The 25350-nt window shown below is 66.3% G+C and carries 15 protein-coding genes; 7 read left to right on the top strand and 8 right to left on the bottom strand.

Features of this window, described 5'->3' with window-relative positions:
* Positions 1-396: 396 nt before the first annotated feature.
* On the top strand, positions 397-1965 hold the full coding sequence (locus tag CXG43_RS07260; RefSeq protein WP_101099341.1) for a sensor domain-containing diguanylate cyclase: 1569 nt from the start codon (positions 397-399) through the stop codon (positions 1963-1965).
* A 14-nt stretch (positions 1966-1979) separates the two neighbouring features.
* Here the strand turns inward: CXG43_RS07260 and CXG43_RS07255 are convergent, their stop codons facing one another.
* From CXG43_RS07255 to CXG43_RS07220, 8 genes are all read right to left on the bottom strand, one after another.
* Positions 1980-2849, bottom strand: a complete 870-nt coding sequence (locus tag CXG43_RS07255; protein ID WP_101116192.1) for a TonB-dependent receptor — start codon at positions 2847-2849, stop codon at positions 1980-1982.
* A gap of 60 nt (positions 2850-2909) precedes the next feature.
* Entirely contained in the window at positions 2910-4640 is a 1731-nt protein-coding gene (gene aceK, locus CXG43_RS07250) for a bifunctional isocitrate dehydrogenase kinase/phosphatase (RefSeq protein WP_101099339.1), read from the bottom strand.
* A 163-nt stretch (positions 4641-4803) separates the two neighbouring features.
* Positions 4804-7035 carry an NADP-dependent isocitrate dehydrogenase gene (locus CXG43_RS07245; protein WP_101099338.1) on the bottom strand — a complete coding sequence of 744 codons (2232 nt, stop codon included), beginning with the start codon at positions 7033-7035 and terminating at the stop codon, positions 4804-4806.
* A 199-nt stretch (positions 7036-7234) separates the two neighbouring features.
* The gene (locus CXG43_RS07240) at positions 7235-8695 is read right to left on the bottom strand and encodes a hypothetical protein (RefSeq protein ID WP_157825040.1); all 1461 of its coding nucleotides are present in this window, start codon (positions 8693-8695) and stop codon (positions 7235-7237) included.
* A gap of 193 nt (positions 8696-8888) precedes the next feature.
* Positions 8889-9398 carry a hypothetical protein gene (locus tag CXG43_RS07235; protein WP_101099336.1) on the bottom strand — a complete coding sequence of 170 codons (510 nt, stop codon included), beginning with the start codon at positions 9396-9398 and terminating at the stop codon, positions 8889-8891.
* A 63-nt stretch (positions 9399-9461) separates the two neighbouring features.
* Positions 9462-9752, bottom strand: a complete 291-nt coding sequence (locus CXG43_RS07230) for a LysM peptidoglycan-binding domain-containing protein (RefSeq protein WP_101099335.1) — start codon at positions 9750-9752, stop codon at positions 9462-9464.
* Positions 9753-9844: 92 nt separating this feature from the next.
* On the bottom strand, positions 9845-10663 hold the full coding sequence (gene queF / locus CXG43_RS07225) for an NADPH-dependent 7-cyano-7-deazaguanine reductase QueF (RefSeq protein ID WP_101099334.1): 819 nt from the start codon (positions 10661-10663) through the stop codon (positions 9845-9847).
* A gap of 282 nt (positions 10664-10945) precedes the next feature.
* Complete coding sequence (locus tag CXG43_RS07220) at positions 10946-12265, bottom strand: M20 family metallopeptidase (protein WP_101099333.1); 1320 nt, start codon at positions 12263-12265, stop codon at positions 10946-10948.
* A 185-nt stretch (positions 12266-12450) separates the two neighbouring features.
* Here CXG43_RS07220 and CXG43_RS07215 point away from each other — a divergent pair, with 185 nt between their 5' ends.
* The 6 genes from CXG43_RS07215 to CXG43_RS07190 all read left to right on the top strand — a co-directional run bounded on the left by CXG43_RS07215 (position 12451) and on the right by CXG43_RS07190 (position 25326).
* Positions 12451-13692: an efflux RND transporter periplasmic adaptor subunit gene (locus CXG43_RS07215; protein WP_101099332.1), complete on the top strand. Its 1242-nt coding sequence runs from the start codon at positions 12451-12453 to the stop codon at positions 13690-13692.
* 75 nt (positions 13693-13767) lie between these two features.
* Positions 13768-17022 carry an efflux RND transporter permease subunit gene (locus CXG43_RS07210; RefSeq protein ID WP_101099331.1) on the top strand — a complete coding sequence of 1085 codons (3255 nt, stop codon included), beginning with the start codon at positions 13768-13770 and terminating at the stop codon, positions 17020-17022.
* A gap of 31 nt (positions 17023-17053) precedes the next feature.
* Positions 17054-20176 (top strand): efflux RND transporter permease subunit, encoded by a 3123-nt coding sequence (locus tag CXG43_RS07205; protein WP_101099330.1) that lies wholly within the window; start codon positions 17054-17056, stop codon positions 20174-20176.
* Positions 20177-20256: 80 nt separating this feature from the next.
* Positions 20257-22455: a YccS family putative transporter gene (yccS, locus tag CXG43_RS07200; protein ID WP_101099329.1), complete on the top strand. Its 2199-nt coding sequence runs from the start codon at positions 20257-20259 to the stop codon at positions 22453-22455.
* A gap of 540 nt (positions 22456-22995) precedes the next feature.
* On the top strand, positions 22996-24882 hold the full coding sequence (locus tag CXG43_RS07195) for an MFS transporter (protein WP_101099328.1): 1887 nt from the start codon (positions 22996-22998) through the stop codon (positions 24880-24882).
* A gap of 153 nt (positions 24883-25035) precedes the next feature.
* Complete coding sequence (locus CXG43_RS07190; RefSeq protein WP_042614298.1) at positions 25036-25326, top strand: CD225/dispanin family protein; 291 nt, start codon at positions 25036-25038, stop codon at positions 25324-25326.
* The last annotated feature ends 24 nt before the right edge of the window (positions 25327-25350 follow it).

Below are 25350 nucleotides of genomic sequence, written 5' to 3'. Positions count from 1 at the left end.
GGGAGGATGAGCGACAAGTGAGCGCGGCGGCAGCCGGCGGAAATCATCAGATCCCATTCCCCCCACCATCCGCCGACCATGGGTCGGCGCTACCGAGGCCGCCATGAACCTGACGAAGGTGGGACGGGGTGGGTTGGCGGGGGCGTAGAGCGCCATGGATGGCGCGAAACGAGGCCCGCAGGAGCGGCTTTTGCCGTCCCCCGCCAACAAGCAGCCCTGCAGCTTTTGACCTTGACCGTGCTCTGCGTCCGCACGTGACCCGTCTCTTTCAGCGATAATGCCCGCGCAGTCCCCACCGAACCGTGCGCAGGCTGCTGCGTGCGGGCGCCGTCCCGCGCTGGCGAACCCTCCGGACAGACCGGTCGGGCCAGCATCAGAACTGGCTGACCTGCCCGCATGCGCTCGCTTTCCAAACGCCTCAACCTGGGTTCGCTGATCCTTGCCCTGGCCCTGCTCAGCACCGTGGTGGCGCTGGCCAACACCCTGCTGGCCAGCTACCGCGTGCAACGTGACCAACTGGTCAGCAGCACCCTGGAAGCGAACCGGGTGTACGCCAACAAGCTGGCCGAAACCACCCAGAACTTCGTGCTGTCCTCGCAGCAGCAGCTCGCCTATACCGCGATGCTGCTGGGCCGGGAAGGCATGCAGGACCGCCGTGCGCAGGACGAAGCCACGCGCCTGCAACTGCAGACCAACAGCTTCAATTCGATACTGATCGTCGACCACACCGGCCTGGTCCTGGCCACCTCGCCACAGACGTTGCACCTGAAGGGCGACACCCTGCGCAGCGAAGGCAACCGCATCGCACTGGAGCGCCGCCAGCCCATGGTCAGCGATCCCTACGACTCGGCCACCGGCAGGCTGCTGGTCGCCATGTCGCATCCAGTGTTCGACGTGCAGGGCCGCTACCGCGGTTACGTCAGCGGGACCATCTACCTGCGCCAGCGCAGCATCCTGCAGAGTCTGCTGGGCACGCACTACTACCGCGACGGGTCCTACCTGTACGTGGTCGATCGCAATGGCCGCCTGCTGTACCACGTCGATCCCGAACGGGTCGGCGGGTATGCGCCGGGCAACCGGGTGATCGATGCGGTGTCACGTGGGCAACGCGGATCGGCACAGGTCAGCAACAGCCGTGGCGTCTCCATGCTTGCCGGGTACGCGCCGGTGCCCGCCACCGGGTGGGGCGTGGTAGCCCAGCGCCCGACGGCGGCCACCCTGCAGCCCTTGTCTCAAGTGATGTCATCGATCATCTGGCGCGCGATCCCGCTCGGGGTACTGTCGCTGCTGGTGACCTGGTGGTTCGCGCGCCGTATCTCGCTGCCGCTGTGGCAGCTGGCGCGCAACGTGCAGGAGGGCGACACCGGCCGGGCGATCTCCGATGTCGGCGGCATCCGCGCGTGGTACTTCGAAGTGGCACAACTGAAGCAGGCCGTGCTGTACAGCTTCACCGCGCTGCAGGACCGCATCGGCACCCTCAACCGGGCCAGCCGCACCGATCCGCTGACCGGCCTGCTCAACCGCCGTGGGCTGCAGCAGGCGCTGGAAACCTGGAAGGCGCAGGGGCAGTCCTTCGCGATCCTGGCGTTGGACATCGACCGTTTCAAGGTCATCAACGACCAGCATGGCCATGCGGTCGGCGATCAGGTCATCAGCCACATCGCCGAGCAGATGCGCCGCTACTCACGCGATGGGGACGTGCTGTGCCGCAACGGCGGCGAAGAGTTCCTGATGCTGCTGCCCACCACCGATGCCGACGATGCCCTGCTGATCGCCGAGCGGCTGCGGCAGCGGATCGCGGAGCAGGTGCTGGACCCGGTCGGTCACGTCAGCGTATCGGTCGGCGTGGCGCATTACCCGACCTTCGATGCCGATGCCGAACAGGCCCTGCGCATGGCCGACAAAGCGCTGTACATGGCCAAGGAACAGGGCCGCAACCGCAGCGTGACCTACCCCTACCGCTGACCCCGGTAACGCAGTCAGCCCTGCAGCGGCGTCAGCAGCTTCGGGCCGTTGTCGACCCCGACCATGTAGACCCCGCCGTCGGGCAGCATATCGGGGGCATCATCGGCGGCAACATCGTTCACCTTCCAGGGCGCGCTTTGCTTCGGTCCCGGGATGTAGACCTGCCATTTGCCGTAGCGGTCCCCGTTGCCACCGTAGAAGAAACGCACCGGCACGCGTACCGTCCAGAACGGATCGTCGACGCTGGCACCGGTGGTGGGCGCGATGAAGGCCCACTTCCGCGCAGCAGTGACTGCACTGCGCGCCATCACATCACGCATCCGCTGCATCGCGCGCGCCGACCCGGCCACGTAGGCGTTGACCTGTTCGGCGATCACATCGTCGACCGTGCCGTCGCGCGCCACCCGCAGCAACAGCTGGACTTCGCCCGCACCGCCCATCTCCATCAGTTCGCGCGGGAAGGAGGGCGGCGGCATGCGGTCGATGCCCACCGCGTCGCTGGCCTTGGGATCGAAATTACGGAAATTGGCGCTGCTCAGCACGACATCCATTCCATCACCGGACGCTCGCCGGGCCACCAGGCGCAGGTTCACCGGGGTCTTCGCTGCAACCGCCCTGCCCTCGCGCAGCACCGGCTCGAACCGCCACCTGGCGACATTCTGCTTCAGGAATTGCTGGATGTAGGGCTCGATCCTGTCTTCATTCTTGAGCGTGAAGCCTTCGACCGAGCCGTCCGGCGCGATGTCGATGCTGCCGCTCAGGACCATGCTGCCTTCGGTCTGCGCACGGGCCGCGCGCGCGTTCTGCGCGCTGGCGTCCACGGAAACCAGCGCGCCACCGGCGCCCAGTGCCAGAACCACTCCAAGGAAAAGCGAGGTACGCATGCTGACTGCTCCGTGTCGATGTGTACCCCGAGGGTAGCAAAGGCCGGTGCCGCCTCCAACTCAGGCCAAGCGGTTCCCACGCGCATAAGGTGGCGTATCGGGATGCTCGCCCGCGGCGAAACGGTCCTGCAGCGCACGCCACCACGCCGGTTGGAACAGGTGCCCGAAGTGCTCACGCACCGCCGCCAGTTCCGCAGCGGGAAGCCCCATGAACGGGCCGAAGCGCTCGGGGAACACATCACGCGGCCCGACGTGGAACCACGGCTCGTCGGCCAGGGCCTCATCGGCATTGCGCGGGGCAGGCCAGTCGCGGAACACGCACTCGGTGACCAGGCACAGTTCGTCGTAGTCGTAGAACACGGCGCGGCCATGCCGTGAGACACCGAAATTCTTTGGCAGCATGTCACCGGGAAAGATGTTGTTGCGGGCCATGTCGGTGATCGCCTGGGCGTAGTCAAGCACCGCCGCGCGTACCCCCTCGGGCCCCTGCTCGCGCAGGTACAGGTTCAGGGGACGGAAGCGCCGCTGCACGTAGCACAGCGCGATCTCCACCTCTTCGCCGTCCAGCCGCACGCCCTGCGCACAGTGTTGCAGCAGTTCCTGCAGCAGCGCCGGGGCCAATCGCGTGGCCGGGAACCGCAGGTGCCGATAGGGCTGTGCGTCCAGCAGGCGCCCGACCCGGTCCAGGTTGAACACCAGCGCGTACTTGTCTTCCACCTGCTGGCGCGACATCGCCTTCGGCCAGGCGAAACGATCGCGTATCAGCTTGAACACCAGCGGGTAGCTGGGCAGGGTGAACACCGCCATGACCATGCCCGGGGTGCCCTCGGCGTGTACCAGCTGCTCCTGAGGGTGTTCCAGGAAGTGTCCGAAGAAGGCGCGGTAGCGCTCGGTCTTGCCCTGCTTGGCCCGCCCGAGCACGGTATAGATCTCATCGACCGGCTTGCCTGGCAGCAGGCTGCGCAGGAACACCACCGCATCACCGACCGTAGCCAGGTTGGCCTGGAAATAACTGCGCGACACGCCGAACAGATGCGCCACGTCGCGCCGCCGGGTCAGCACTGCATCGGCGCGCAGGCCTTGGCCATCGTTCACCAGCACGATCACACAGGGCGAAAAGCGGTGCTCCCCGAACACGCGCCCCACCAGATAGGCGCGCCGCTCGCGGTAGAACACGGTATCCAGCAGCTCGATGCCGCGGACCGCATGCGCTCCCCAGTGCGCCAGGTCATCCTGCAAGCGGACCGCGATGGCGGCTGCGCAGCGCAGTTGATGCGCGTAGGGGATGTCGAAGCGGTAGTCACCCAGCACGCGCATCAGCGCATCGGCAGGGCGCGTGCCCGACACCGCGTATGCGTGCCGCGCCACCGGATGGGTGATCGCATCGGAGGGCTCCACGTCGAAGGCGAGGAATTCCACCTGCACATCCACCCCACGGGTGCCGAACAGGCGCCGCGCCAACGTGTTGTAGAACGTCTTGTACAACTCGGCGTCGATCAGCCCGCGCAACAGCACGCTGTAACGCGCGTGTACCTGCAACCAGCAGGCACGCTCACCGATGGCCTCACCGCCCAGCCGGCGCAGGTCGTGCATGCACGCGGCGATGCATTGGTCGTACAGGCCGATGCGCTCGACCGCATCGTGCTGCGCGGCCTCCCACTGTCGCCGCTCGAAACGACCCTGCGCGCGGGCGGTGATCGCCGCGAAGCGTGCATGGTAGTCCTCGAAACCATCGCGGATGGCATGCGCCATCCGTTCGGCCAGCACGGGATCGATGTCGATGGGGGACATGGCAGGCTCACGGCCGGAATCACATCCACCTTACGATGCCGGCGCGCCCGTTGCCCAGCCTTGGCCGCTGGCTGGCAGCGCCCAAGGCCACCGGCCACGGGCCGCAAACGCGAAAGGCCCACGCAATGCGTGGGCCCCCCCGGTCTACACCGTGCGGCGATGATCAGCCCGCGATCAGTTCCAGCGCGGTGTTCAGCGTGGCGCTGGGACGCATCGCGGCGGCCACCTTGGCCAGGTCAGGACGGTAGTAACCGCCGATGTCCACCGCCTTGCCCTGCACCGCCACCAGCTCCTCGACGATCTTCGCTTCGTTGTCGGTGAGCGCCTTGGCCAACGGGGCGAAGCGGGCCTTCAGCGCGGCATCGTCGTCCTGTGCGGCCAGCGCCTGCGCCCAGTACAGGGTCAGGTAGAAGTGGCTGCCACGGTTGTCGATGCCACCCAGCTTGCGCGAGGGCGACTTGTCGTTGTCCAGGAACTCGCCGTTGGCCACGTCCAGCGCCTTGGCCAGCACGCGCGCGGCGGCGTTGTCGTAGCGGTTGCCGAGGTGTTCCAGCGACGCAGCCAAGGCGAGGAACTCACCCAGCGAATCCCAGCGCAGGTAGTCCTCTTCGACGAACTGCTGCACGTGCTTGGGGGCCGAACCACCGGCACCGGTCTCGAACAGGCCACCACCAGCCATCAGCGGCACGATGGAGAGCATCTTGGCGCTGGTGCCCAGCTCCATGATCGGGAACAGGTCGGTCAGGTAATCGCGCAGCACGTTGCCGGTCACCGAGATGGTGTCCTCGCCCTTGCGGATGCGATCCAGCGAGAACGCAGTGGCTTCCACCGGCGGCAGGATGCGGATGTCCAGGCCATTGGTGTCGTGGTCCTTAAGGTAGGTCTCGACCTTGCTGATGACCTGCGCGTCGTGCGCGCGCCCGGCATCCAGCCAGAACACGGCCGGGGTGCTACTCAGGCGCGAACGCTCCACCGCCAGCTTCACCCAGTCCTGGATCGGGGCGTCCTTGGTCTGGCACATGCGCCAGATGTCACCGGCTTCCACGGCGTGCTCGAACACGACTGCGCCGGTTTCGTCGGTGACCTTGACCACGCCATCGGCGGCGACCTGGAAGGTCTTGTCGTGCGAGCCGTATTCTTCGGCCTTCTGCGCCATCAGGCCGACGTTCGGCACCGAGCCCATCCTGGCCGGATCGAATGCGCCGTGCGTGCGGCAATCATCGATCACCGCCTGGTAGACACCGGCGTAGCAGCGGTCCGGAATCACCGCCTTGGTGTCCTGCAGCTTGCCTTCGGCATTCCACATCTTGCCGGAGTCGCGGATCATCGCCGGCATCGAGGCGTCGACGATCACATCGCTGGGCACGTGCAGGTTGGTGATGCCCTTGTCCGAGTTCACCATGGCCACGCCCGGGCGGTGTGCGTACTCGGCCTTCAGGTCGGCCTCGATGGCCGCACGCGTGGCCTCAGGCAGCGACGGCAGGCGCGCGGCGAGGTCGCCGATGCCGTTGTTGGCATCGAAGCCGGCCTGCTTCAGCACGTCCGCGTGCTTTGCCAGCACGTCCTTGTAGAACTCATTGACGGCCACGCCGAACATGATCGGGTCGGAGACCTTCATCATGGTCGCCTTCAGGTGCAGCGAGAACAGCACGTTCTTCGCCTTGGCATCTTCGATCTGCTCGGCGATGAAGGCCGCCAGTGCCTTGCGGCTCATCACTGCCGCATCGACGATCTCACCGGCCTTGACCGCGGTCTTTTCCTTCAGCACCACGTCCGTGCCATGGGCACCGTGCAGGGTGATCTTCAGGCTGCCGGCGCTGCTGATCGTCGCCGACTTCTCGCTGCCATAGAAATCGCCCGACGCCATGTGCGCGACGTGCGAGGTGGAGTCCTTCGCCCAGGCACCCATGCGGTGCGGGTGCTTGCGTGCGTAGTTCTTCACCGACAGCGGCGCGCGACGGTCCGAGTTGCCTTCGCGCAGCACCGGATTCACCGCGCTGCCCTTGACCTTGTCGTAGCGCGCCTTGATGTCGCGCTGCTCGTCGTCGGCCGGGTTTTCCGGATAATCCGGCAGCGCGTAGCCCTGCTGCTGCAGTTCGGTGATGGCCGCCTTCAGCTGCGGCACCGACGCCGAAATGTTCGGCAGCTTGATGATGTTGGCTTCCGGGGTAGTCGCCAGTTGGCCCAGCTCGGCCAGGTCATCGTTGACCTTCTGTTCGTCCTTCAGGCGCTCCGGGAACAGCGACAGGATGCGGCCGGACAGCGAAATATCGCGGGTTTCCACGGCGATACCGGCGGTTGCGGTGAACGCACTGACGACCGGCAGCAGCGACTGGGTGGCCAGGAACGGCGCTTCATCGGTCAGCGTGTAGAGGATCTTGGGCGTATTCGACATGGGGGATCAGGACTCTTTGCGGATCTCAGGGGAAGGCCGGCGCCAGCGCCGGACCACGTTCAACCGTGTCGCACGCAGGGCGCGATGCCCTGGCAGGGAAACCACTGCATTGTCCCCATTTCCAGCGTGCGGGGCAAAGCGCCGCCATACGCAAAGGTATGCATGCTCAGCGGGGCGCGAGCTTGCGGAGTACATGACGTTACCACCGGCCTGGGAGCAGACGGAACTGCAATGCGTTGTCCTCCAGCAGATGGGCGCGCAGCAGATCGGTGCCGTCATCCACCATCGTGGCGGCGATCGCAGCGGGGGTGCTGCCCTCGCACAGCCACCGTGCGACGCGCGTCAGTTCGAGTGACTGCATCAGATAGCGCTGGGCGAAAGGCGCCAGGTGCAGCACGTCCACGACCTCGTCCAACGCTTGTCCGGTGGCCAGACGGGACCTCGCCAGCGTGTCCAACACCAGAATCTCCAGGTGCCGCGCAGCGCCCGCTGACAGTCGCAGATCGGTGGCTACCGTGCGGTAGTCCTCTCCTGCGGCGACCCGTTGCAGGCCCACCGTGGTGGCCACGCAGAATTCAAGATGCTGCCGACCTACCGAATCCAGGCGCAGCTCATCTGAGAGGTCCCACCAGGCATGGCCTGGGCGCAGCGGAAGCACGGCATCCACTACCGCTTTCTGCAGACTATAGCGCGACTGCGGCTCCAGCCCAAACGCGTCGGCCACCTGCTCCCACCCTTCTCCTTCCAGCACGCGTGCAACGCACGGCCCGCGTGCGGCAGCTTCCTGGAGGTAGGACCACGACGATGGCAGGCCGCGCAGCGCCAGCTGTCCGATGACATCCTGCCAAGGGACGCCGCGCTGGAGCAGGCGTACCACGACGGCTTTGGCGACCACGCCACGGTCGTACGGTTGTAGATCAGGAAGACCCAGGTTCGTGCATACCTCGCTCCATTCCAAGCCATCGCACACGGCAGCAGCGGCCTTTCCTTCCAGCGTCTGGCGCAGCACGCTCTTTTCTCCGATGGTGTGCCGCAGGCCCAGCAGCGCAACGACCTCACGGAAGCAGCCGCCTTCCTCGATGGCCCGCATCGCCACCCCGATCTTTGTGTCTTCGAGGGTGTCCCGGGTGGCTTTCCATATCAGTGCCGATCCGGCGCCTGTGTTTGCGGCCAAGCATCGCCAGGTCGCTGCCGCAATGCAGTGCCACAGGCTGGAACTGCGTGCCACGCCGGCCTGGTCAAGCGCATGCGGCGGAAAGATGCCTTGTGAGATGCGCCCTTTCACCCACGTTCCGGCAGCAAGCCGGGTCAGCGCGCGTCCGGCATGGGCGCGGGCTTCGAGGACGCCCAGCCGCCCTTCCACGAGCGCTGCGCGGCAGCACGCATCGAGCAGTCGTGGGGTGACCCCCGGCACGGCGGGGAGATTGCGCGCCCTCTCGTCGCGCTGGCTGCGTTCCCATCCGGTTATCGCACTGCCCAGCCTCATGCCAAGCTGCAAAGCGTCCATAGCGCGAGTCGTGGCATAGGAGCTGTTGGCTATCTGTGTGGGCGCAACGAAAGAAGAACGCCACGGTACTGTAGGACCATCGGCGTCCTGGCTTCTCCGTCCACGGAATGCCGGAACCGGGCTTGCATACACTACTGTGATATCACGCTTCATCGCCGACCGTGCTGGGGGTGGGGAACAGCGAATGGTAAAAGGTGGCCTGGCCAACAACTTCCAGCCATCGCGCAGCTCTGCAGCCCGCTTGGCCAGAAGACATCGGCGGCGGCATATCGACCAAAAAAAGACGCAGCCTCGCGGCTGCGTCCATCGTGAGTCCATTACCGGGAGAGAGTCGGTAGCGCTGGACTTACTTGACCTCGAACTCCTGCGGCGTTCCGGCCGCCTTGCCATCTACCATGACTTCCGCACGGTACTTGCCCGCCGGCCAGCCATTGGCATTCTTGAAGGTGATGTTGGTGGTCTCGGCACCGGACGTGTTGAGCGTCGCGCTCTGCTCACCGGCAACCTGGCCATCCTGGAACGTCAGCTTCGCGCCCACGTTTGCATTGTTCGCCGCGCCGTCGGTGCGAACCGAGACGATGATGTCGTCCTTGGGAGCGAACATCGCGGTGGTGGCGACTGATTTATCTGCCGCTGCACTCTTGCCGACGGTTACCGAGGCAACGTTGACCGAGGCGGCTTCGGCCATCGGCGGCGGTGCGCCCGTCATCGGGGCGGGGGCAGCAGCCGGCGCGGTATCCGCAGCCGGGGTGGCAGTGGTATCGACGGCGGGTTCGTCCTTCTTGCAGCCGACCAGCGCCACGCTGCCGAGCAGTGCAACGAGCAGCCCATTGCGAAGTGTATTGGTATGGATCATCGGGTTTCCTCCAAGGGTTACAACAACGGAACGCGTGTGCGGGTGCGAGTGATGCCGCGGGGACTACCTGCTCGGGAGCTTCAGCACCTGGCCGGGCTGGATGCGGTCGGGATCATCAAGCTGGTCACGATTGGCATCGAATATTTTCTGCCAGGCGTTTGCATCGCCCAGGTGCTGCTTGGCGATCTTTGACAACGTGTCACCCTTCTCCACCGTGTAGGTCGCATCGACCACCTCCGCCGTGCTGTCCACCGAGGCGGACACGCCGGAAAAATCGGCCTTGGGAACCTGCTGGGCGGTGCTGTCGACGCTGCCGGTGACACCGGAGAAATCGGCTTTCTTCTCGGTACTCATCCACACACTCCCATCTGCATGACTACGTGGCAGGCACGTTCTCACACAGGTTGTTAAATGGGGATGGTTTTCGTGTGAAGCCGAAGACGGGTTTACTGCCGCAGTTCGCGGTCCACGCTTGCAGGTGCAACGATTCCCGGGCTGGCGCGCCACGGATTGATGTCCAGCCCGCCGCGGCGGGTGTACCGCGCCTCTACTTCCAGCACGTCCGGCGCACAGCGCTGGCTGACCTCATTGAAGATACGTTCGACGCACTGTTCGTGGAACTCCGCGTGTTCGCGGTAACTGACCAGGTAGCGCAGCAGGCCGGCGCGATCGATGCGTGCGCCACGGTAGCGCACGCTGACCGTGGCCCAGTCGGGCTGGCCGGTGACCGGGCAATTGGATTTCAGCAGCGCCGACACCAGAATCTCTTCGGCGATCTCCGATGGGTCAGCCGAAAGATAGTCCGCCCGCGGCGGGCCATAGCAGTCGATGTCCACATCCAGCCCGTCGATCGATTCGCCAAGCGGGGTATCGCGCAGGGCGGGCAGCCCGAACGTCACCTGCACCGCAGCGCCTGCACAGGCGGAGAGATCGCTGGCGATGGTCGTGCGCAGGGCCTCGGCATTGGCGAAGCGAGCGCTGTTGAGCGAGTTGAGATACAGCTTGAAGGACTTCGATTCCACCAGGTTCGGCGAGGTGCAGGGAACCTGCACGGTCGCCACGGCGACGCAGGGCTTGCCGCGGCTGTCCAGCCAGCCCAGTTCAAAAGCGTGCCAGCGGTCATGGCCGACGAACGGCAGGGCGCTGCCGTCCAGCCCGATCTCGGCCCGCGCGGCGGCGCGGGGAATGGGGAACAGCAGGCCGGGGTCGTACTGCGACGGGTAACTGACCTCGCGACCGAGGCTGGAATCCTGGGGGGTGTTCATGGCGCTCATTGTAAATGAGCGGGTCGAACGGGTGAGACCCCCTCGCGGTGGCTGTTGTTTGAAGCCGCATCTCTCTTCGCGGCTCCTGCCGCTCAAGGCCCCGCATAGCCTCCCCGCCCGACCCATGACAGGTTCCGGGCCGCCAGCCGCGTAATAAAAGAAAGAAAAGCGGTAGCGCCGACCCATGGTCGGCGAGCGCAGCGGGCCTTTGGCGGAAACATTCCGCCGACCATGGGTCGGCGCTACCAAGGCCGCCGTGGACCTGTCGAAGGCGGGGCGGGGTCACCCTTGGACAGGGGCGCTGTGCAGATAATCCAGGCTGACCTGCAGCAACGCCCGCAGGCCGACATCCAGCGCCTTCTCATCCAGCAGGAACTTCGGCGAATGATTCGCCGGCGCCTTGGCCGGGTCGATGCCCTCGCTGGTGGAACCGACGAAGAAGAACATCCCGGGCACTTCCTGGGCGAACAGCGAAAAGTCCTCCGCGCCCATCTGCAGCGGCGGCTCGTACACATTGTCCTTGCCCACCACCGCCTGCAGGCTCGGCAGCATGCGGGCGGTCAGCTCCGGGTTGTTGACCGTGGCCGGGTTGCCTTCGGCCTCGTAGATCTCGGTCACCGCCGTCGCCCCATGCGCCGCCGTGGTGTGCTCGGCCACGTTGCGCAGGTCGGCGAAGATCTGCTGCCGCATGCCCTCGTCGAAGGTGCGGATGGTGCCGACCATCTCCACCTCGTCGGGGATGATGTTGTAGCGGATGCCGCCGTTGATCGCCCCGAAGGTCACCACCGCCGGCTGCTGGGACAGGTTGGTGCGACGGCTGACGATGGTCTGCGCAGTACCGATCAGGTCGGCCGTGGCCACGATCGGGTCCACCCCGTTCCACGGGGCCGAACCATGCGTCTGGCGGCCGATCACCTTGATCCCGAAACGATCCGATGCCGCCATCAGTGGACCACCGCGTACCGCGATCTTGCCGGCCTGTACGCTGGAAAACACGTGCAGGCCGAACACCGCCTCCGGCTTGAAATCGGCGAACACGCCTTCCTTCAGCATCAACGCCGCACCGCCCTCTTCCGGCGGCGGCGCTCCTTCCTCGGACGGCTGGAAGATCAGCATGACCTGGCCCGGCAGGTCCTTGCGCATCGCCACCAGCGCTTCGGCCACGCCCAGCAGCGTGGCGGTATGCGCATCATGGCCGCAGGCATGCATGACGCCGACCTGCTGGCCGCGGTACGTGCTGGTGGCCTTTGAGGCAAACGGCAGCCCCGTCTGTTCGGTCACCGGCAGCGCATCCATGTCTGCGCGCAGCGCGATCTTCGGGCCGGGCTTGCCGCCTTCGATGATCGCCACCACGCCGTGGTGAGCGATACCGGTCTTCGGCTTCAGGCCCATCGCGCGCAGCCGCTTGGCGACTTCGGCCGAGGTGCGCTCCTCGCGGTTGGACAACTCCGGATGCTGGTGGAAATCGCGACGCCATTCCACCACCTGGGCCTGCAGGCGCTCGGCGGCAGCGGCCACTTCGGGACGCTCGGCGGCCTGGCCATGGGCAAGCATCGGCAGGGCCAGCAGCAGGGCGGATGACAGCAGCGCGCGACGGGGCATCGGGATCTCCACGGTAGGGTTGCGCTTGAATGTAGGCCAAGCTGTCGCTTTCGGGAACCTTCGGCCGCTGGCAGGGTCGGAGCATCCGGCCCTTTTGGCATGCAGGCAGCGGCACCGCCCGCAGGTATGCTTGGCACCTTGCCAGCCGTGCGCCTTGCCCGGCCCAGCCCCCAGGAGTGATTGGAATGTCGCGTTTGTGGAAGATCGTGCTGCTGGTGGTGGCAGTGTTGGTGGTCGTGTTCATCGGCCTGCGCATGGCCGGTGGTGGCAAGGAAAAATCGTCCGGCGACGCCGCCGCGAGCGCTGAGCGCGGTGGACCGCAGGCCGACGCCGGCCCGGTACCGGTGACCGTGGTCCAAGCGCAGCGCCAGGACGTGCCGGTGTACGCCAGCGCGCTGGGCACGGTGAGCGCGATGAATACCGTCACCGTCAGTCCGCAGATCGGCGGCCAGCTGATGAGCCTGAACTTCCGCGAAGGCCAGGAAGTGAAGAAGGGTGACGTGCTGGCGGTGATCGACCCGCGCAGCGCGCAGGCGAGCTACGACGAGGCGGCTGCCGCCAAGCGCCAGAACCAGGCCCAGCTGGCCACCGCACGCTCCAATTACCAGCGCTCCAGCGCACCGGAGTATGCCCAGTACGTTGCCAAGACCGACCTGGACACCCAGCGCAACCAGGTGGTCCAGTACGAGAGCGCGGTGGCTGCCAACGAGGCCAGCATGCGCGCCGCCCAGGTGCAGCTGCAGTACACCCGGGTCACCGCGCCCATCACCGGCGTGGCCGGCATCCGTGCAATGGACGCCGGCAACGTGGTCAGCGCCGGCACTGCCCTGGTCACCCTGACCCAGGTCCATCCCATCCACGTGGTGTTCAACCTGCCCGAGCGCCAGCTGGGCGACGTACGCGCCGCGCAGCAGGCCGGCACGGTGCAGATCGCCGCGCTGGACCGCACCGACGCGCACGTGATCAGCGGCGACGGCACCCTGGACGTGGTGGACAACCTGATCAGCAGCGACAGCGGGACTTTCCGCGCGCGCGCCCTGTTCGCCAACCAGGACAACATCCTGTGGCCCGGCCAGTTCGTCAACGTGCGGCTGCAGCTGCGCACCATCGGCGGCGGCATCGTCATCCCGACCCAGGCCGTGATGCGCGGCCCGGACGGCGAGTACGTCTATGTCGTGCAGGCCGACAACACGGTCAAGATGCAGACCGTGCGCAGCGGCGTGGAAGTCGGTGACAGCCACGTGCAGGTGACCGAAGGCCTGAAGGGCGGCGAGCGGGTGGTCAGCGAAGGCCAGTTCCGGCTCAAGCCGGGCGCCAAGGTCAACGCGCTGAAGCCGGGCGAGACCCCGGCCGCGCCGACCGAAGCCGAACTGAAGGCGGCACAGCAGCAGAACGGCGGCGGCCGCCGCGGCGGTGGTCCGCGCTGAGCGCGGCGATCGCCTGAGTTACCGGCGCCGGCACTTCTGCCGGCGCTGTCATGACGTTCCAGCAAGGATCCGCCCGTGGGCTTTTCGACCCTCTTCATCCGCCGCCCGATCGCCACCTCGCTGCTGATGGCGGGCCTGCTGCTGCTCGGCATCCTCGGCTACCGCCAGTTGCCGGTATCGGCGCTGCCGGAGATCGATGCGCCCAGCCTGGTAGTCACCACGCAATATCCCGGTGCCAATGCCACCACCATGGCATCACTGGTGACCACGCCGCTGGAAAGGCAGTTCGGGCAGATCTCCGGACTGGAGCTGATGACCTCCGACTCGTCGGCCGGACTGTCCACGATCATCCTGCAGTTCTCGATGGAACGGGACATCGACATCGCCGCGCAGGACGTGCAGGCGGCGATACGCCAGGCCACCCTGCCCTCCTCGCTGCCCTACCAGCCGGTCTACAACCGGGTCAATCCGGCCGATGCGGCCATCGTCACCCTGAAGCTGACCTCCGATACGCGCCCGCTGCGCGAGGTCAACAACTACGCCGATTCCATCCTCGCCCAGCGCCTGTCGCAGGTGCAGGGCGTGGGGCTGGTGTCGATCGCCGGCAACGTGCGCCCCGCCGTGCGCATCCAGGTCAATCCGGCGCAGCTGTCCAACATGGGCCTGACCCTGGAAGACCTGCGCAGCGCGCTGACCCAGGCCAACGTCAGCGCGCCGAAGGGCTCGCTGAACGGCAAGACCCAGTCCTACAGCATCGGCACCAACGATCAGCTGACCAGTGCCGCCGAGTATCGCGACACCATCATCAGCTACCGCAACGGGGCACCTGTGCGCCTTTCCGACGTCGCCAACGTGGTGGACGGGGTGGAGAACGACCAGCTGGCGGCGTGGGCCAACGGCAAGCCGGCGGTGCTGCTGGAAGTGCGCCGCCAGCCCGGCGCCAACATCGTGCAGACGGTGGAGCGCGTGCGCGCCCTGCTGCCGCAGCTGCAGGGTGTGCTGCCCGCCGACGTGCACCTGGAGATCTTCTCCGACCGGACCGAAACCATCCGCGCCTCGGTGCATGAAGTGCAGTTCACCCTGATCCTGACCATCGGACTGGTGGTTGCGGTGATCTTCCTGTTCCTGCGCCGCCTGTGGGCCACCATCATTCCCTCGGTGGCGGTACCGCTGTCGCTGGCCGGCACCTTCGCGGTGATGGCCTTCGCCGGCATGTCGCTGGACAATCTTTCGCTGATGGCGCTGGTGGTGGCCACCGGCTTCGTGGTCGACGATGCGATCGTGATGATCGAGAACATCGTCCGCTACATCGAACAGGGCAAGAGCGGCAAGGAAGCGGCGGAGATCGGCGCCCGCCAGATCGGCTTCACCGTGCTGTCGCTGACCGTTTCGCTGGTGGCCGTGTTCCTGCCGCTGCTGCTGATGCCCGGTGTCACCGGACGGCTGTTCCATGAATTCGCCTGGGTGCTGAGCATCGCGGTCACGCTGTCGATGCTGATCTCGCTGACCCTGACTCCGATGATGTGCGCCTACCTGCTCAAGCCGGACGAACTGCCGGAAGGCGAAGACGCGCATGAGCGCTCGGCGGCGGCCGGCAGGCAGAACCTGTGGAGCCGCACCGTCGGGCTGTACGAGCGCAGCCTGGACTGGGTGCTGGCCCACCAGCCGATCACCCTGGCGGTGGCCGGCGCTGCGCTGGTGCTGACCGTGGTGCTGTACCTGCTGATCCCCAAGGGCCTGCTGCCCGACCAGGACACCGGCATGATCACCGCCGTGGTCCAGGCCGACCAGAACGTGGCCTTCCCGCAGATGGAACAGCGCACCAAGGCCGTGGCCGAGGCACTGCGCAAGGATCCGGACGTGACCGGCGTGTCGGCGTTCATCGGTGCCGGCAGCATGAACCCGACGCTCAACCAGGGCCAGCTGTCGATCGTGCTGAAAGAGCGCGGCGAGCGCGACGGCATGGACGTGATCCTGCCGCGCCTGCAGGACGCCGTGCGTGACATCCCCGGCATCGCCCTGTACCTGAAGCCGGTGCAGGACGTGACCCTGGACACGCGCGTGGCCGCCACCGATTACCAGTTCGTGCTGTCCGACGTGCAGGCCGATGAAGTGGCCACCCATGCCACGCGCATGACCGAAGCGCTGCGCAAGCGCCCGGAGCTGGCTGACGTGGACAACAACCTGTCCACGCAGGGCCGCGCGCTGGAACTGAACATCGACCGCGACAAGGCCAGCGTGCTGGGCGTGCCGATGCAGACCATCGACGACACGCTCTACGATGCCTTCGGCCAGCGCCAGATCTCCACCATCTTCACCGAACTCAACCAGTACCGCGTGGTGCTGGAAGTCGCGCCGGAGTTCCGCACCAGCACTGCCTTGATGGAACAGCTGGCGGTGGCCTCCAACGGCACGGGCGCACTGACCGGCACCAACGCCACCAGTTTCGGCCAGGTGACCTCGTCCAACTCGTCCACGGCCACCGGCATCGGCAACCAGAACACCGGCATCACCGTCGGCGGCGGCGGCATCATTCCGTTGTCCGCACTGGCCGACAGCAAGGTGACCAGCGCCCCGCTGGTGGTCAGCCACCAGCAGCAGCTGCCGGCGGTGACGATCTCCTTCAACGTGGCCGCGGGCTACTCGCTGTCCGCTGCGGTGAAGGCCATCGAAGAGACCCAGGCCGAACTGCAGCTGCCCTCGCAGGTGCATGCACAGTTCATCGGCAAGGCCGCCGAGTTCACCGGCAGCCAGACCGACGTGGTGTGGCTGCTGCTGGCCTCGCTGGTGGTGATCTATATCGTGCTGGGCGTGCTGTATGAAAGCTACATCCACCCGATCACCATCATTTCCACCCTGCCGCCAGCCGGCGTCGGTGCGCTGCTGGCACTGATGCTCAGTGGCCTGAGCCTGTCGGTGGACGGCATCGTCGGCATCGTGCTGCTGATCGGCATCGTCAAGAAGAACGGCATCATGATGGTCGACTTCGCCATCGAAGCACGGCGCACCGGCGCCAACGCGCACGAGGCGATCCGCCGTGCCTGCCTGCTGCGCTTCCGCCCGATCATGATGACCACCGCCGCAGCGATGCTGGGTGCGTTGCCGCTGGCGCTGGGTACCGGCATCGGCTCGGAACTGCGCCGCCCGCTGGGCATCGCCATCGTCGGCGGGCTGCTGCTGTCGCAGCTGGTGACGCTGTACACCACGCCGGTGATCTACCTGTACATGGAGCGGTTCTCCGAATGGCTGGCGCGACGCCGCGAGCAGCGTGCGGCACGTCGCGGCGGAGGCCCGGTACAGGAGCCGCCGCTGCAGGAGCCGCAGGCGTGAGCATGACCGACGTGCTGGCGGGAGCGTGGCATTGAACATCTCCGGCCCCTTCATCCGCCGCCCCATCGGCACCGCGCTGCTGGCGATCGGCCTGTTCATCATCGGCCTGATCTGCTACCTGAAACTGGGTGTTTCGGCGCTGCCGAACATCCAGATCCCGGTGATCTTCGTGCATGCCAACCAGTCCGGCGCCGATGCCTCGACCATGGCCTCCACGGTCACCGCGCCGCTGGAACGCCACCTCGGCCAGCTGCCTGGGATCGACCGCATGCGCTCGTCGAGCTCAGAAGGCAGCTCGCTGGTGTTCATGATCTTCCAGAGCGATGTCGACATCGATTCGGCCGCGCTGGACGTGCAGACGGCGATCAATTCGGCCCAGGCCGACCTGCCGTCCGGGCTGGGGTCGCCGATGTTCTCCAAGGCAAACCCCAACGACGACCCGGTCATCGCCATCGCGCTGACCTCCGAAACGCAGTCGGCCGACGACCTGTACAACGTCGCCGATTCTCTGCTGGCCCAGCGCATCCGCCAGATCACCGGGGTGTCGTCGGTGGATATCGCCGGCGCCTCCACGCCGGCGGTGCGCGTGGACGTCAACCTGCGGCTGATGAATGCCCTGGGGCTGACCGCCGATGACCTGCGCAATGCGGTCCGCGCGGCCAACGTCACCTCGCCCACCGGCTTCCTCAGCGATGGCAACACCACCACCGCGATCATCGCCAACGATTCGGTGGCACGCGCGGCGGACTTCGCCAACCTGATCATCAAGACCGGCGCGGACGGGCGCATCATCCGACTGCAGGACATCGCCAACGTCTACGACGGCCAGCAGGATGCCTACCAGGCGGCGTGGTTCAACCACAAACCCGCCGTGGTGATGTATGTCTTCACCCGCGCCGGTGCGAACATCGTGGAGACCGTGGACCGGGTCAAGGAGCAGATCCCCACCCTGCGCGATTACCTGCAGCCGGGCACCACGCTGACCCCGTATTTCGACCGCACCCCGACCATCCGCGGCTCGCTGCACGAGGTGCAGATCACGCTGCTGATCGCCCTGGCGATGGTGGTGCTGACCATGGCGCTGTTCCTGCGCCGGCTGGCGCCCACGCTGATCGCCGCCGTCACCGTGCCGCTGTCGCTGGCCGGAGCGGCGCTGGTGATGTACGCGCTTGGCTTCACCCTGAACAACCTGAGCCTGCTGGCGCTGGTGATCGCGATCGGCTTCGTGGTCGACGATGCGATCGTGGTGATCGAAAACATCATGCGCCACCTGGACGAGGGCATGCCGCGCATGCAGGCGGCCTTCACCGGCGCACGCGAGATCGGTTTCACCATCGTGTCGATCACCGCTTCACTGGTCGCGGTGTTCATCCCGCTGCTGTTCGCCAAAGGCATGATGGGCGCGTTCTTCCGCGAGTTCACCGTCACCCTGGTGGCGGCGATCGTGGTGTCGATGATCATCTCCCTGACGCTGACGCCAGCGCTGTGCAGCCGCTTCCTGGACCCGCACGCCGATGCTGGCAAGCCGACCCGTTTCGGCCGTTGGCTGGATGCCGGGCACGACCGCATGCTGCGCGTCTATACGCGCCTGCTGGATTTCTCGCTGCGCCATGCGCTGCTGCTGTCGTTGACCCCGCTGATCCTGATCGGGGTGACGATCTTCCTGTTCGGTGCGGTCAAGAAGGGCGCGTTCCCGCCGCAGGACACCGGCCTGATCTGGGGCCGTGCCAACTCCAGCGCGACGGTCTCCTTCGAGGACATGGTCAACCGCCAGCGCCGCATCACCGACATGCTGATGGCCGACCCGGCGGTGAAGACCGTCGGCGTACGCCTGGGCAGTGGCCGGCAGGGCTCCAGCGCGCAGTTCAACATCGAACTGAAGTCGCGCAGGGACGGCCGCCGCGAAACCACCGCGCAGGCGTTGTCGCGCCTGAGCGCCAAGGCCGACCGCTACCCCGACCTGCAGCTGCGCCTGCGCGCCATCCAGGACCTGCCGAGCAACGATGGCGGCGGCTCCAGCCAGGGCGCGCAGTACCGCGTGTCCCTGCAGGGCAATGACCTGGCGCAGCTGCAGGAGTGGCTGCCCAAGCTGCAGGCGGTGCTGAAGAAGAACCCGAAGCTGGCCGACGTGGGCACCGATGTCGACGATGCCGGACTGCGCCAGAACATCGTCATCGACCGGGCCAAGGCCGCACGCCTGGGGATCTCGATCGGCGCCATCGACGGTGCGCTGTATGGCGCGTTCGGCCAGCGCCAGATCTCCACCATCTACTCGGACATCAACCAGTACAGCGTGGTGGTCAACGCGCTGCCCGAGCAGACCGCAACCCCTGGTGCACTGGACCAGGTGTACGTGCGTGCAGGCAACGGCGAGATGGTGCCGCTCACCGCGGTGGCCGAGCAGGTCCCCGGGCTGGCGCCTTCGCAGATCACCCACGAAAACCAGTACACCACCATGGAGCTGAGCTACAACCTGGCACCCGGTACCAGCATGGGCGAGGCCAAGGCGATCATCGACAGCACCGTGGCCGGCATGCGCATGCCCGGCGACATCCGGTTGGCTGAGGGCGGTGGATTCGGTTTCGATTCGGACCCGATGGAAATGCTGGTGCTGGTGATGGCCGCGATCATGACCGTGTACCTGGTGCTGGGCATGCTGTACGAAAGCCTGATCCACCCGGTGACCATCCTGTCGACCCTGCCCGCTGCGGGCGTCGGTGCGCTGCTGGCGCTGTACGGCACCAACACCGAACTGTCGGTGATATCGATGATCGCGCTGGTGCTGCTGATCGGCATCGTCAAGAAGAACGCGATCATGATGATCGACTTCGCGGTGGTGGCCCAGCGCGAGCACGGCAAGAGTGCGCTGGAAGCCGCGCGCGAAGCCAGCATCGTGCGCTTCCGCCCGATCATGATGACCAGCATGGTGGCGATCCTCGCCGCGGTGCCGCTGGCCATCGGCATCGGCGAGGGCTCCGAACTGCGCCGCCCGCTGGGCATCGCGATGATCGGTGGCCTGCTGTTTTCGCAGAGCCTGACCCTGCTCAGCACCCCGGCGCTGTACGTGATCTTCTCCTGCCTGGCCCAGCACTGGCGCAGCTGGCGCACCCGTCGCCGCGAGAAGAAACAACTCAGGCGCGCCGCCCGCGCCTGATGTGGCTGAAAAGGGGCCCTCGGCCCCTTTTTTCACGCGCGAGCCGCAATAATGGAGGCTGATGCTGCTGCCGAGCCCGCATGTCCGCCCGCGAATCCCGTCTTAGCCGCCTGTGGGCGCACGAGAAGGCCAGTTATGGCCTGCGTGTTTTCATTGCCCTGAGCACGGCGATGGCCGTGTGCTGGCACTTCGACGCGCTGCCCGCACTGCCCGGCGTGTTCCTCGGCATCATCGCCAGCGCCATCGCCGAAACCGATGACAACGCCTGGGGCCGCACCAAGGCCGTGGTGCTTTCACTGCTGTGCTTCTGCATCGCCGCCGCCGCGGTCGTATGGCTGTTCCCGCTGCCGTGGGTGTTCATCAGCGCCCTGGCGCTGTCCACCTTCTGCCTGACCCTGCTTGGCGGGCTGGGTGAGCGCTACGCCTCCATCGCCCAGGCCACCGTGACCTTGGCCATCTACACCATGATCGGGCTGGAACAGCACGGCGCCGGTGACTGGCGGACGGCGCTGGACGCGGTCAGCCACCTGTTGGCAGGGGCGACCTGGTACGGCCTCCTGTCGATCCTGTGGACCGCGTTGTTCGCCAACCGCCCGGTGCGCGAACGGGTGGCCCGGCTGTATGTCGAACTGGGCCGCTACCTGCAGTTGAAGGCCACCCTGTTCGAGCCCGTGCGCGAGGCCGACCTGCAGCGCAGGCAGCTGGCGCTGGCCGAACAGAACCGCCGCGTGGTCGAAGCGCTGAACATCGCCAAGACCGCGATCCTGGCCCGTTTCGGCCGCTCCGGACGGCCTGCGGTGAACTCCGGGTTGTACCTGCGCCTGTATTACACCGCGCAGGATTTCCACGAGCGCGCCAGCTCCTCGCACTATCCGTACGGGGCGCTGGTGGATGCGTTCTTCCACAGCGACGTGCTGTACCGCTGCCAGCGCCTGCTGGACCTGCAGGGCCAGGCGTGCGCCCGCCTGGGCGAAGCGATCCGCGTGCGCCGCCCCTTCGCATACGGCGACAGCAACCAGCAGGCGGCACGCGACCTGGTCGATTCGCTGGCCTTCCTGCGCGCGCAGGATCGTCCGCAGTGGCGCCGCCTGCTGGCCTCGCTGGACCTGCTGGTCCACAACCTGCAGAGCATCGGCCGCCGCCTGCTGGACGCCGAGAATTCGGACGCCACGCTGGACAACGTCGACACCCGGCTGCGCGACAACAACCCGCACACGCTGCGCGAGATGGCCACGCGCCTGCGGCAGCAGCTGACCCCGGGCTCGGTGTTGTTCCGCCATGGGCTGCGCATGGCCATCGCACTGGTGGTGGGCTTCGCGGCGATCTCGCTGTTCAATTTCCAGAACGGTTCGTGGGTATTGCTGACCATCGTGTTCGTGTGCCGACCGAACTTCGGCGCTACCCGGCAACGGCTTGCGCAGCGGATCGCCGGCACATTGGGTGGGCTGGTGCTGACGTGGGCGTTGCTGCAGCTGTTCCAGGACCTGCACAGCCAGCTGCTGATCGCGCTGCTGTCTGCGCTGCTGTTCTTCTTCACCCGTACCGACCGCTACCTGGTGGCGTCCGGCGCGATCACGGTGATGGCGCTGACCTGCTTCAACCTGATCGGCGATGGCTTCGTGCTGATCGTGCCGCGCATGGTGGACACCGTGCTCGGCTGCGCGATCGCCGCCGCTGCGGCCTTCCTGATCCTGCCGGACTGGCAGGGGCGCCAGCTCAACAAAGTACTGGCGCGCGTACTGGACAGTGCCGCGCGCTACCTGGAAGCGGTGCTGGGCCAGTACCGCAGCGGCATGAGGGATGATCTTGCCTACCGCATCGCGCGGCGCGACATGCACAATGCCGACGCAGCACTGTCCACGGCGTTGTCGAACATGCTGCGTGAGCCCGGCCATGTCCGCCGCAACCTCGATGCGAGCTTCCGCTTCCTGGCGTTGTCCAACACGCTGCTGGGCCATCTGTCCGCACTGGGCGCGCATCGCGACCAGGTCGACAGCTTCGCCCAGGACCCACTGGCGTTGTCCGCCGGCGAACGCGTGCAGCAGTCACTGAAGCAGCTGGCCAGCGCGCTGGCCGAACGCCAGCCGATCGTGGACGATGACGGCGAGGGTGACCGCGGTCTTGCAGAGCAACTGGAGCAGTTCGACGATGCGATGCCACCGAAGCTGCAGTTGATCCGCACGCAGATGGCGCTGGCATTGCGGTTGCTGCCGAAGCTGCGCAGGGCGGCCCATGAGGCGGTCCAGGGGCCGGTGCGGGAGCAGGCTGCGAACGGGTGAGACCCCTTCGCGGGTGGCTGCTGTTTGAAGCCACAGCGTTGAGTGGGCCGGGCGGGGAGGCTATGCGGGGCACGCGCAAGTACGTCCATGTAGCTCTTCGCGGCTCCTGCCGCTCAAGGCCCCGCATATCCTCCCCGCCCGGCCCTCTGACAGGTTCCGGTGGCCGCCACCCGCGAAATAGAAAAAAGACAAAGGCAGGGGTCAGAGTCCTCTCGCTGCGCGAAAGGACTCTGACCCCATCTTTCTCCCACCCGTCCAATCCACCGCCGTTTCCATGGGCCACCATGGACCTGTCGAAGGTGGGGCGGGGTGGCTGTGCAGGACCGTCTTTTCGCATGGATGCGAAAAGCGAGCCTACACGGACGTACTTGCGGCGTGTCCTGCACAGCCACCCCGCCCCACCAACAAGCAGCCCTGCAGCTTCTGACGTTGACGTTGATCTTGATCTTGATCTTGATCTTGATCTTGCCTGAAGCCTGCCGCAGGCAAACACTCTCACACGCGCCAATGCTAGGCTTCGCCGGTCCGAAGGGAGTTTCCATGTCAGGCCACAGCCAGTTCGCCCTGCTCCGCCAGCGCCGCTTCCTGCCGTTCTTCATCGTGCAGTCGCTCGGCGCGTTCAATGACAACGTGTACCGCCAGGCCATCATCGGCCTGCTGTTCTACCTCGGCGTCTCCGACGAAGAACGCACGCTGTACACCAACCTGGCACCGGCCATCTTCATCCTTCCGTATTTCCTGTTCTCCGCGCTGGCCGGGCAGATCGCCGACAAGCTGGAGAAATCTCGGCTGATCGTGATCACCACCACCATGGAGATCGTGATCATGACGCTCGCCGCAGCCGGCTTCCTCACCCAGAACATGACGCTGCTGCTGATCGCGCTGTTCTGCACCGGACTGCAATCCACCCTGTTCGGCCCGGTGAAGTACTCGGTGTTGCCTTCGGTGCTCAGGCCGGAAGAACTCACCGGCGGCAACGGCTTGGTGGAGATGGGCACCTCGATGTCCATCCTGACCGGCATGATCGTCGGTGGCCTCATCTTCACCCTGGCCGGCAGCCAAGGACCCATCGTCGCGGCCACTGCGGTGATCGCGCTGGCCGTGCTCGGCAATGTCTGCGCGCGGATGATCCCGAAGGTCGACGCCGGTGCGCCGGACCTGAAGATCAACTGGAATCCCCTGCCCGAATCGCTGGCCGTGCTGCGCATGGCGAAGAAACAGAAGGCGGTGCGCAACGCGATTCTCGGCGTGTCGTGGTTCTGGTTCGTCGGCACCATCCTGACGTCGCAGCTGCCGACCTACGCCATCACCAACCTGGGCGGCGAGCCCACGCTGTACATCTTCGCGCTTGCCCTGTTTTCCATCGGCACCGGCGTGGGTTCGCTGCTGTGCGAAAAGCTGTCCGGCCGCACGGTGGAAATCGGCCTGGTGCCGCTGGGTGCGTTCGGCATGACTGCCTTCCTGCTCGACCTGTATTTCGCCCGCGCTGGTGTTGCCACCGCGCAGGGGCTGTCAGTGACCGCCTTCGTGCAGCAGGCCGGCAGCCTGCGCATCATCTTCGATCTGCTCGGCATCGGCCTGTTCACCGGGTTCTTCGTGGTACCGCTGTTCGCCTTGATACAGAGTCGTACGCCGAAGTCGGAGATGTCGCGCGTGTTCGCCGCACTGAACATCCAGAACTCCGGCTTCATCGTGGCCGCCGCAGGGATCGGGCTGGCTGCGCACGCGGCCGGAGTCACCATCCCGCAGCTGTTCCTGGGCCTGGCCATCGCCAACGCCCTCGTGGCGATCTACATCTTCACCATCGTGCCCGAGTTCCTGATGCGCTTCCTCAGCTGGCTGATGGTGCGCACGCTGTACCGACTGCGCCCGCACGGCATCGAAGCCAACGTGCCCGATGAAGGTGCAGCGCTGATCGTCTGCAACCACGTCAGTTACCTGGACGCGCTGATCCTGTCGGCGAGCATCCCGCGCCCGGTGCGCTTCGTCATGTACTACCGCATCTTCAACATCCCGGTGATGAGCTGGATCTTCCGCACCGCCAAGACCATCCCGATCGCCGGCGCCAAGGAAGACCGTGCCTTGATGCTGCGCGCCTTCGATGAGATCGACGCGGCGCTGGCCGAAGGCGAGCTGGTGTGCATCTTCCCGGAGGGTGCGCTGACCCGCGACGGGCAGATGGGCGCCTTCAAGAGCGGCGTGGAGAAGATCCTGGAGCGGCGCCCGGTACCGGTGGTCCCAATGGCCCTGCGCGGCATGTGGAGCAGCATGTGGAGCCGGCGCGACAGCCGCCTGGGGCGCATGCGCGTGCCGCGCCGTTTCCGCGCCACCATCGAAGTGGTGGCCGCGCCGCCGGTGGAGGGCAGCACCGCCACCGCCGAGCTGCTGGAGGCACGGGTGCGCATCTTGCGCGGTGACCACGCCTGAGTTGTCGCGTCCGTCCGGGAAGCCTGTAAGCGTTTCCAGAATTCGTGCCGAAAACGGATACAGATGACGCATGTTGCTGTAGATTACCCAGCCACAGGGGGGCGCACCGGCACGCCACGCAATCGCCGGCCACCAAGGAATGGAGTCTCGTACTTGAATCACCCACCGCCAATCGGCACCTCGTCGGTCTACATCCCCAACCATCTGGTCTGGGCGATCCTGTCGACGTTGTTCTGCTGCCTGCCGCTGGGTGTGGTGTCGATCGTCTATGCCGCCCAGGTTGATGGCCGCCGCGCTGCCGGTGACCTGGTGGGTGCGCACGAGGCATCGCGCAAGGCGGGGTGGTGGGCAGTGGCTTCGGCTGCTGCGCTGCCGGTCCTGTTGCTGTTGTGGTTCGGGCTGTTCGGCGGCATCGCCGCGCTGGGCGCTCTCTCCGGTAACTGAGTCACCACCACCCACCCGCAAGGA

The sequence above is a fragment of the Stenotrophomonas sp. Bg11-02 genome (assembly GCF_002836635.1).
In the GTDB taxonomy this organism is placed as follows: domain Bacteria; phylum Pseudomonadota; class Gammaproteobacteria; order Xanthomonadales; family Xanthomonadaceae; genus Stenotrophomonas; species Stenotrophomonas lacuserhaii.
Note: the sequence above shows the minus strand (reverse complement) of the source record. Positions and strands in the feature narration are given on the sequence as shown.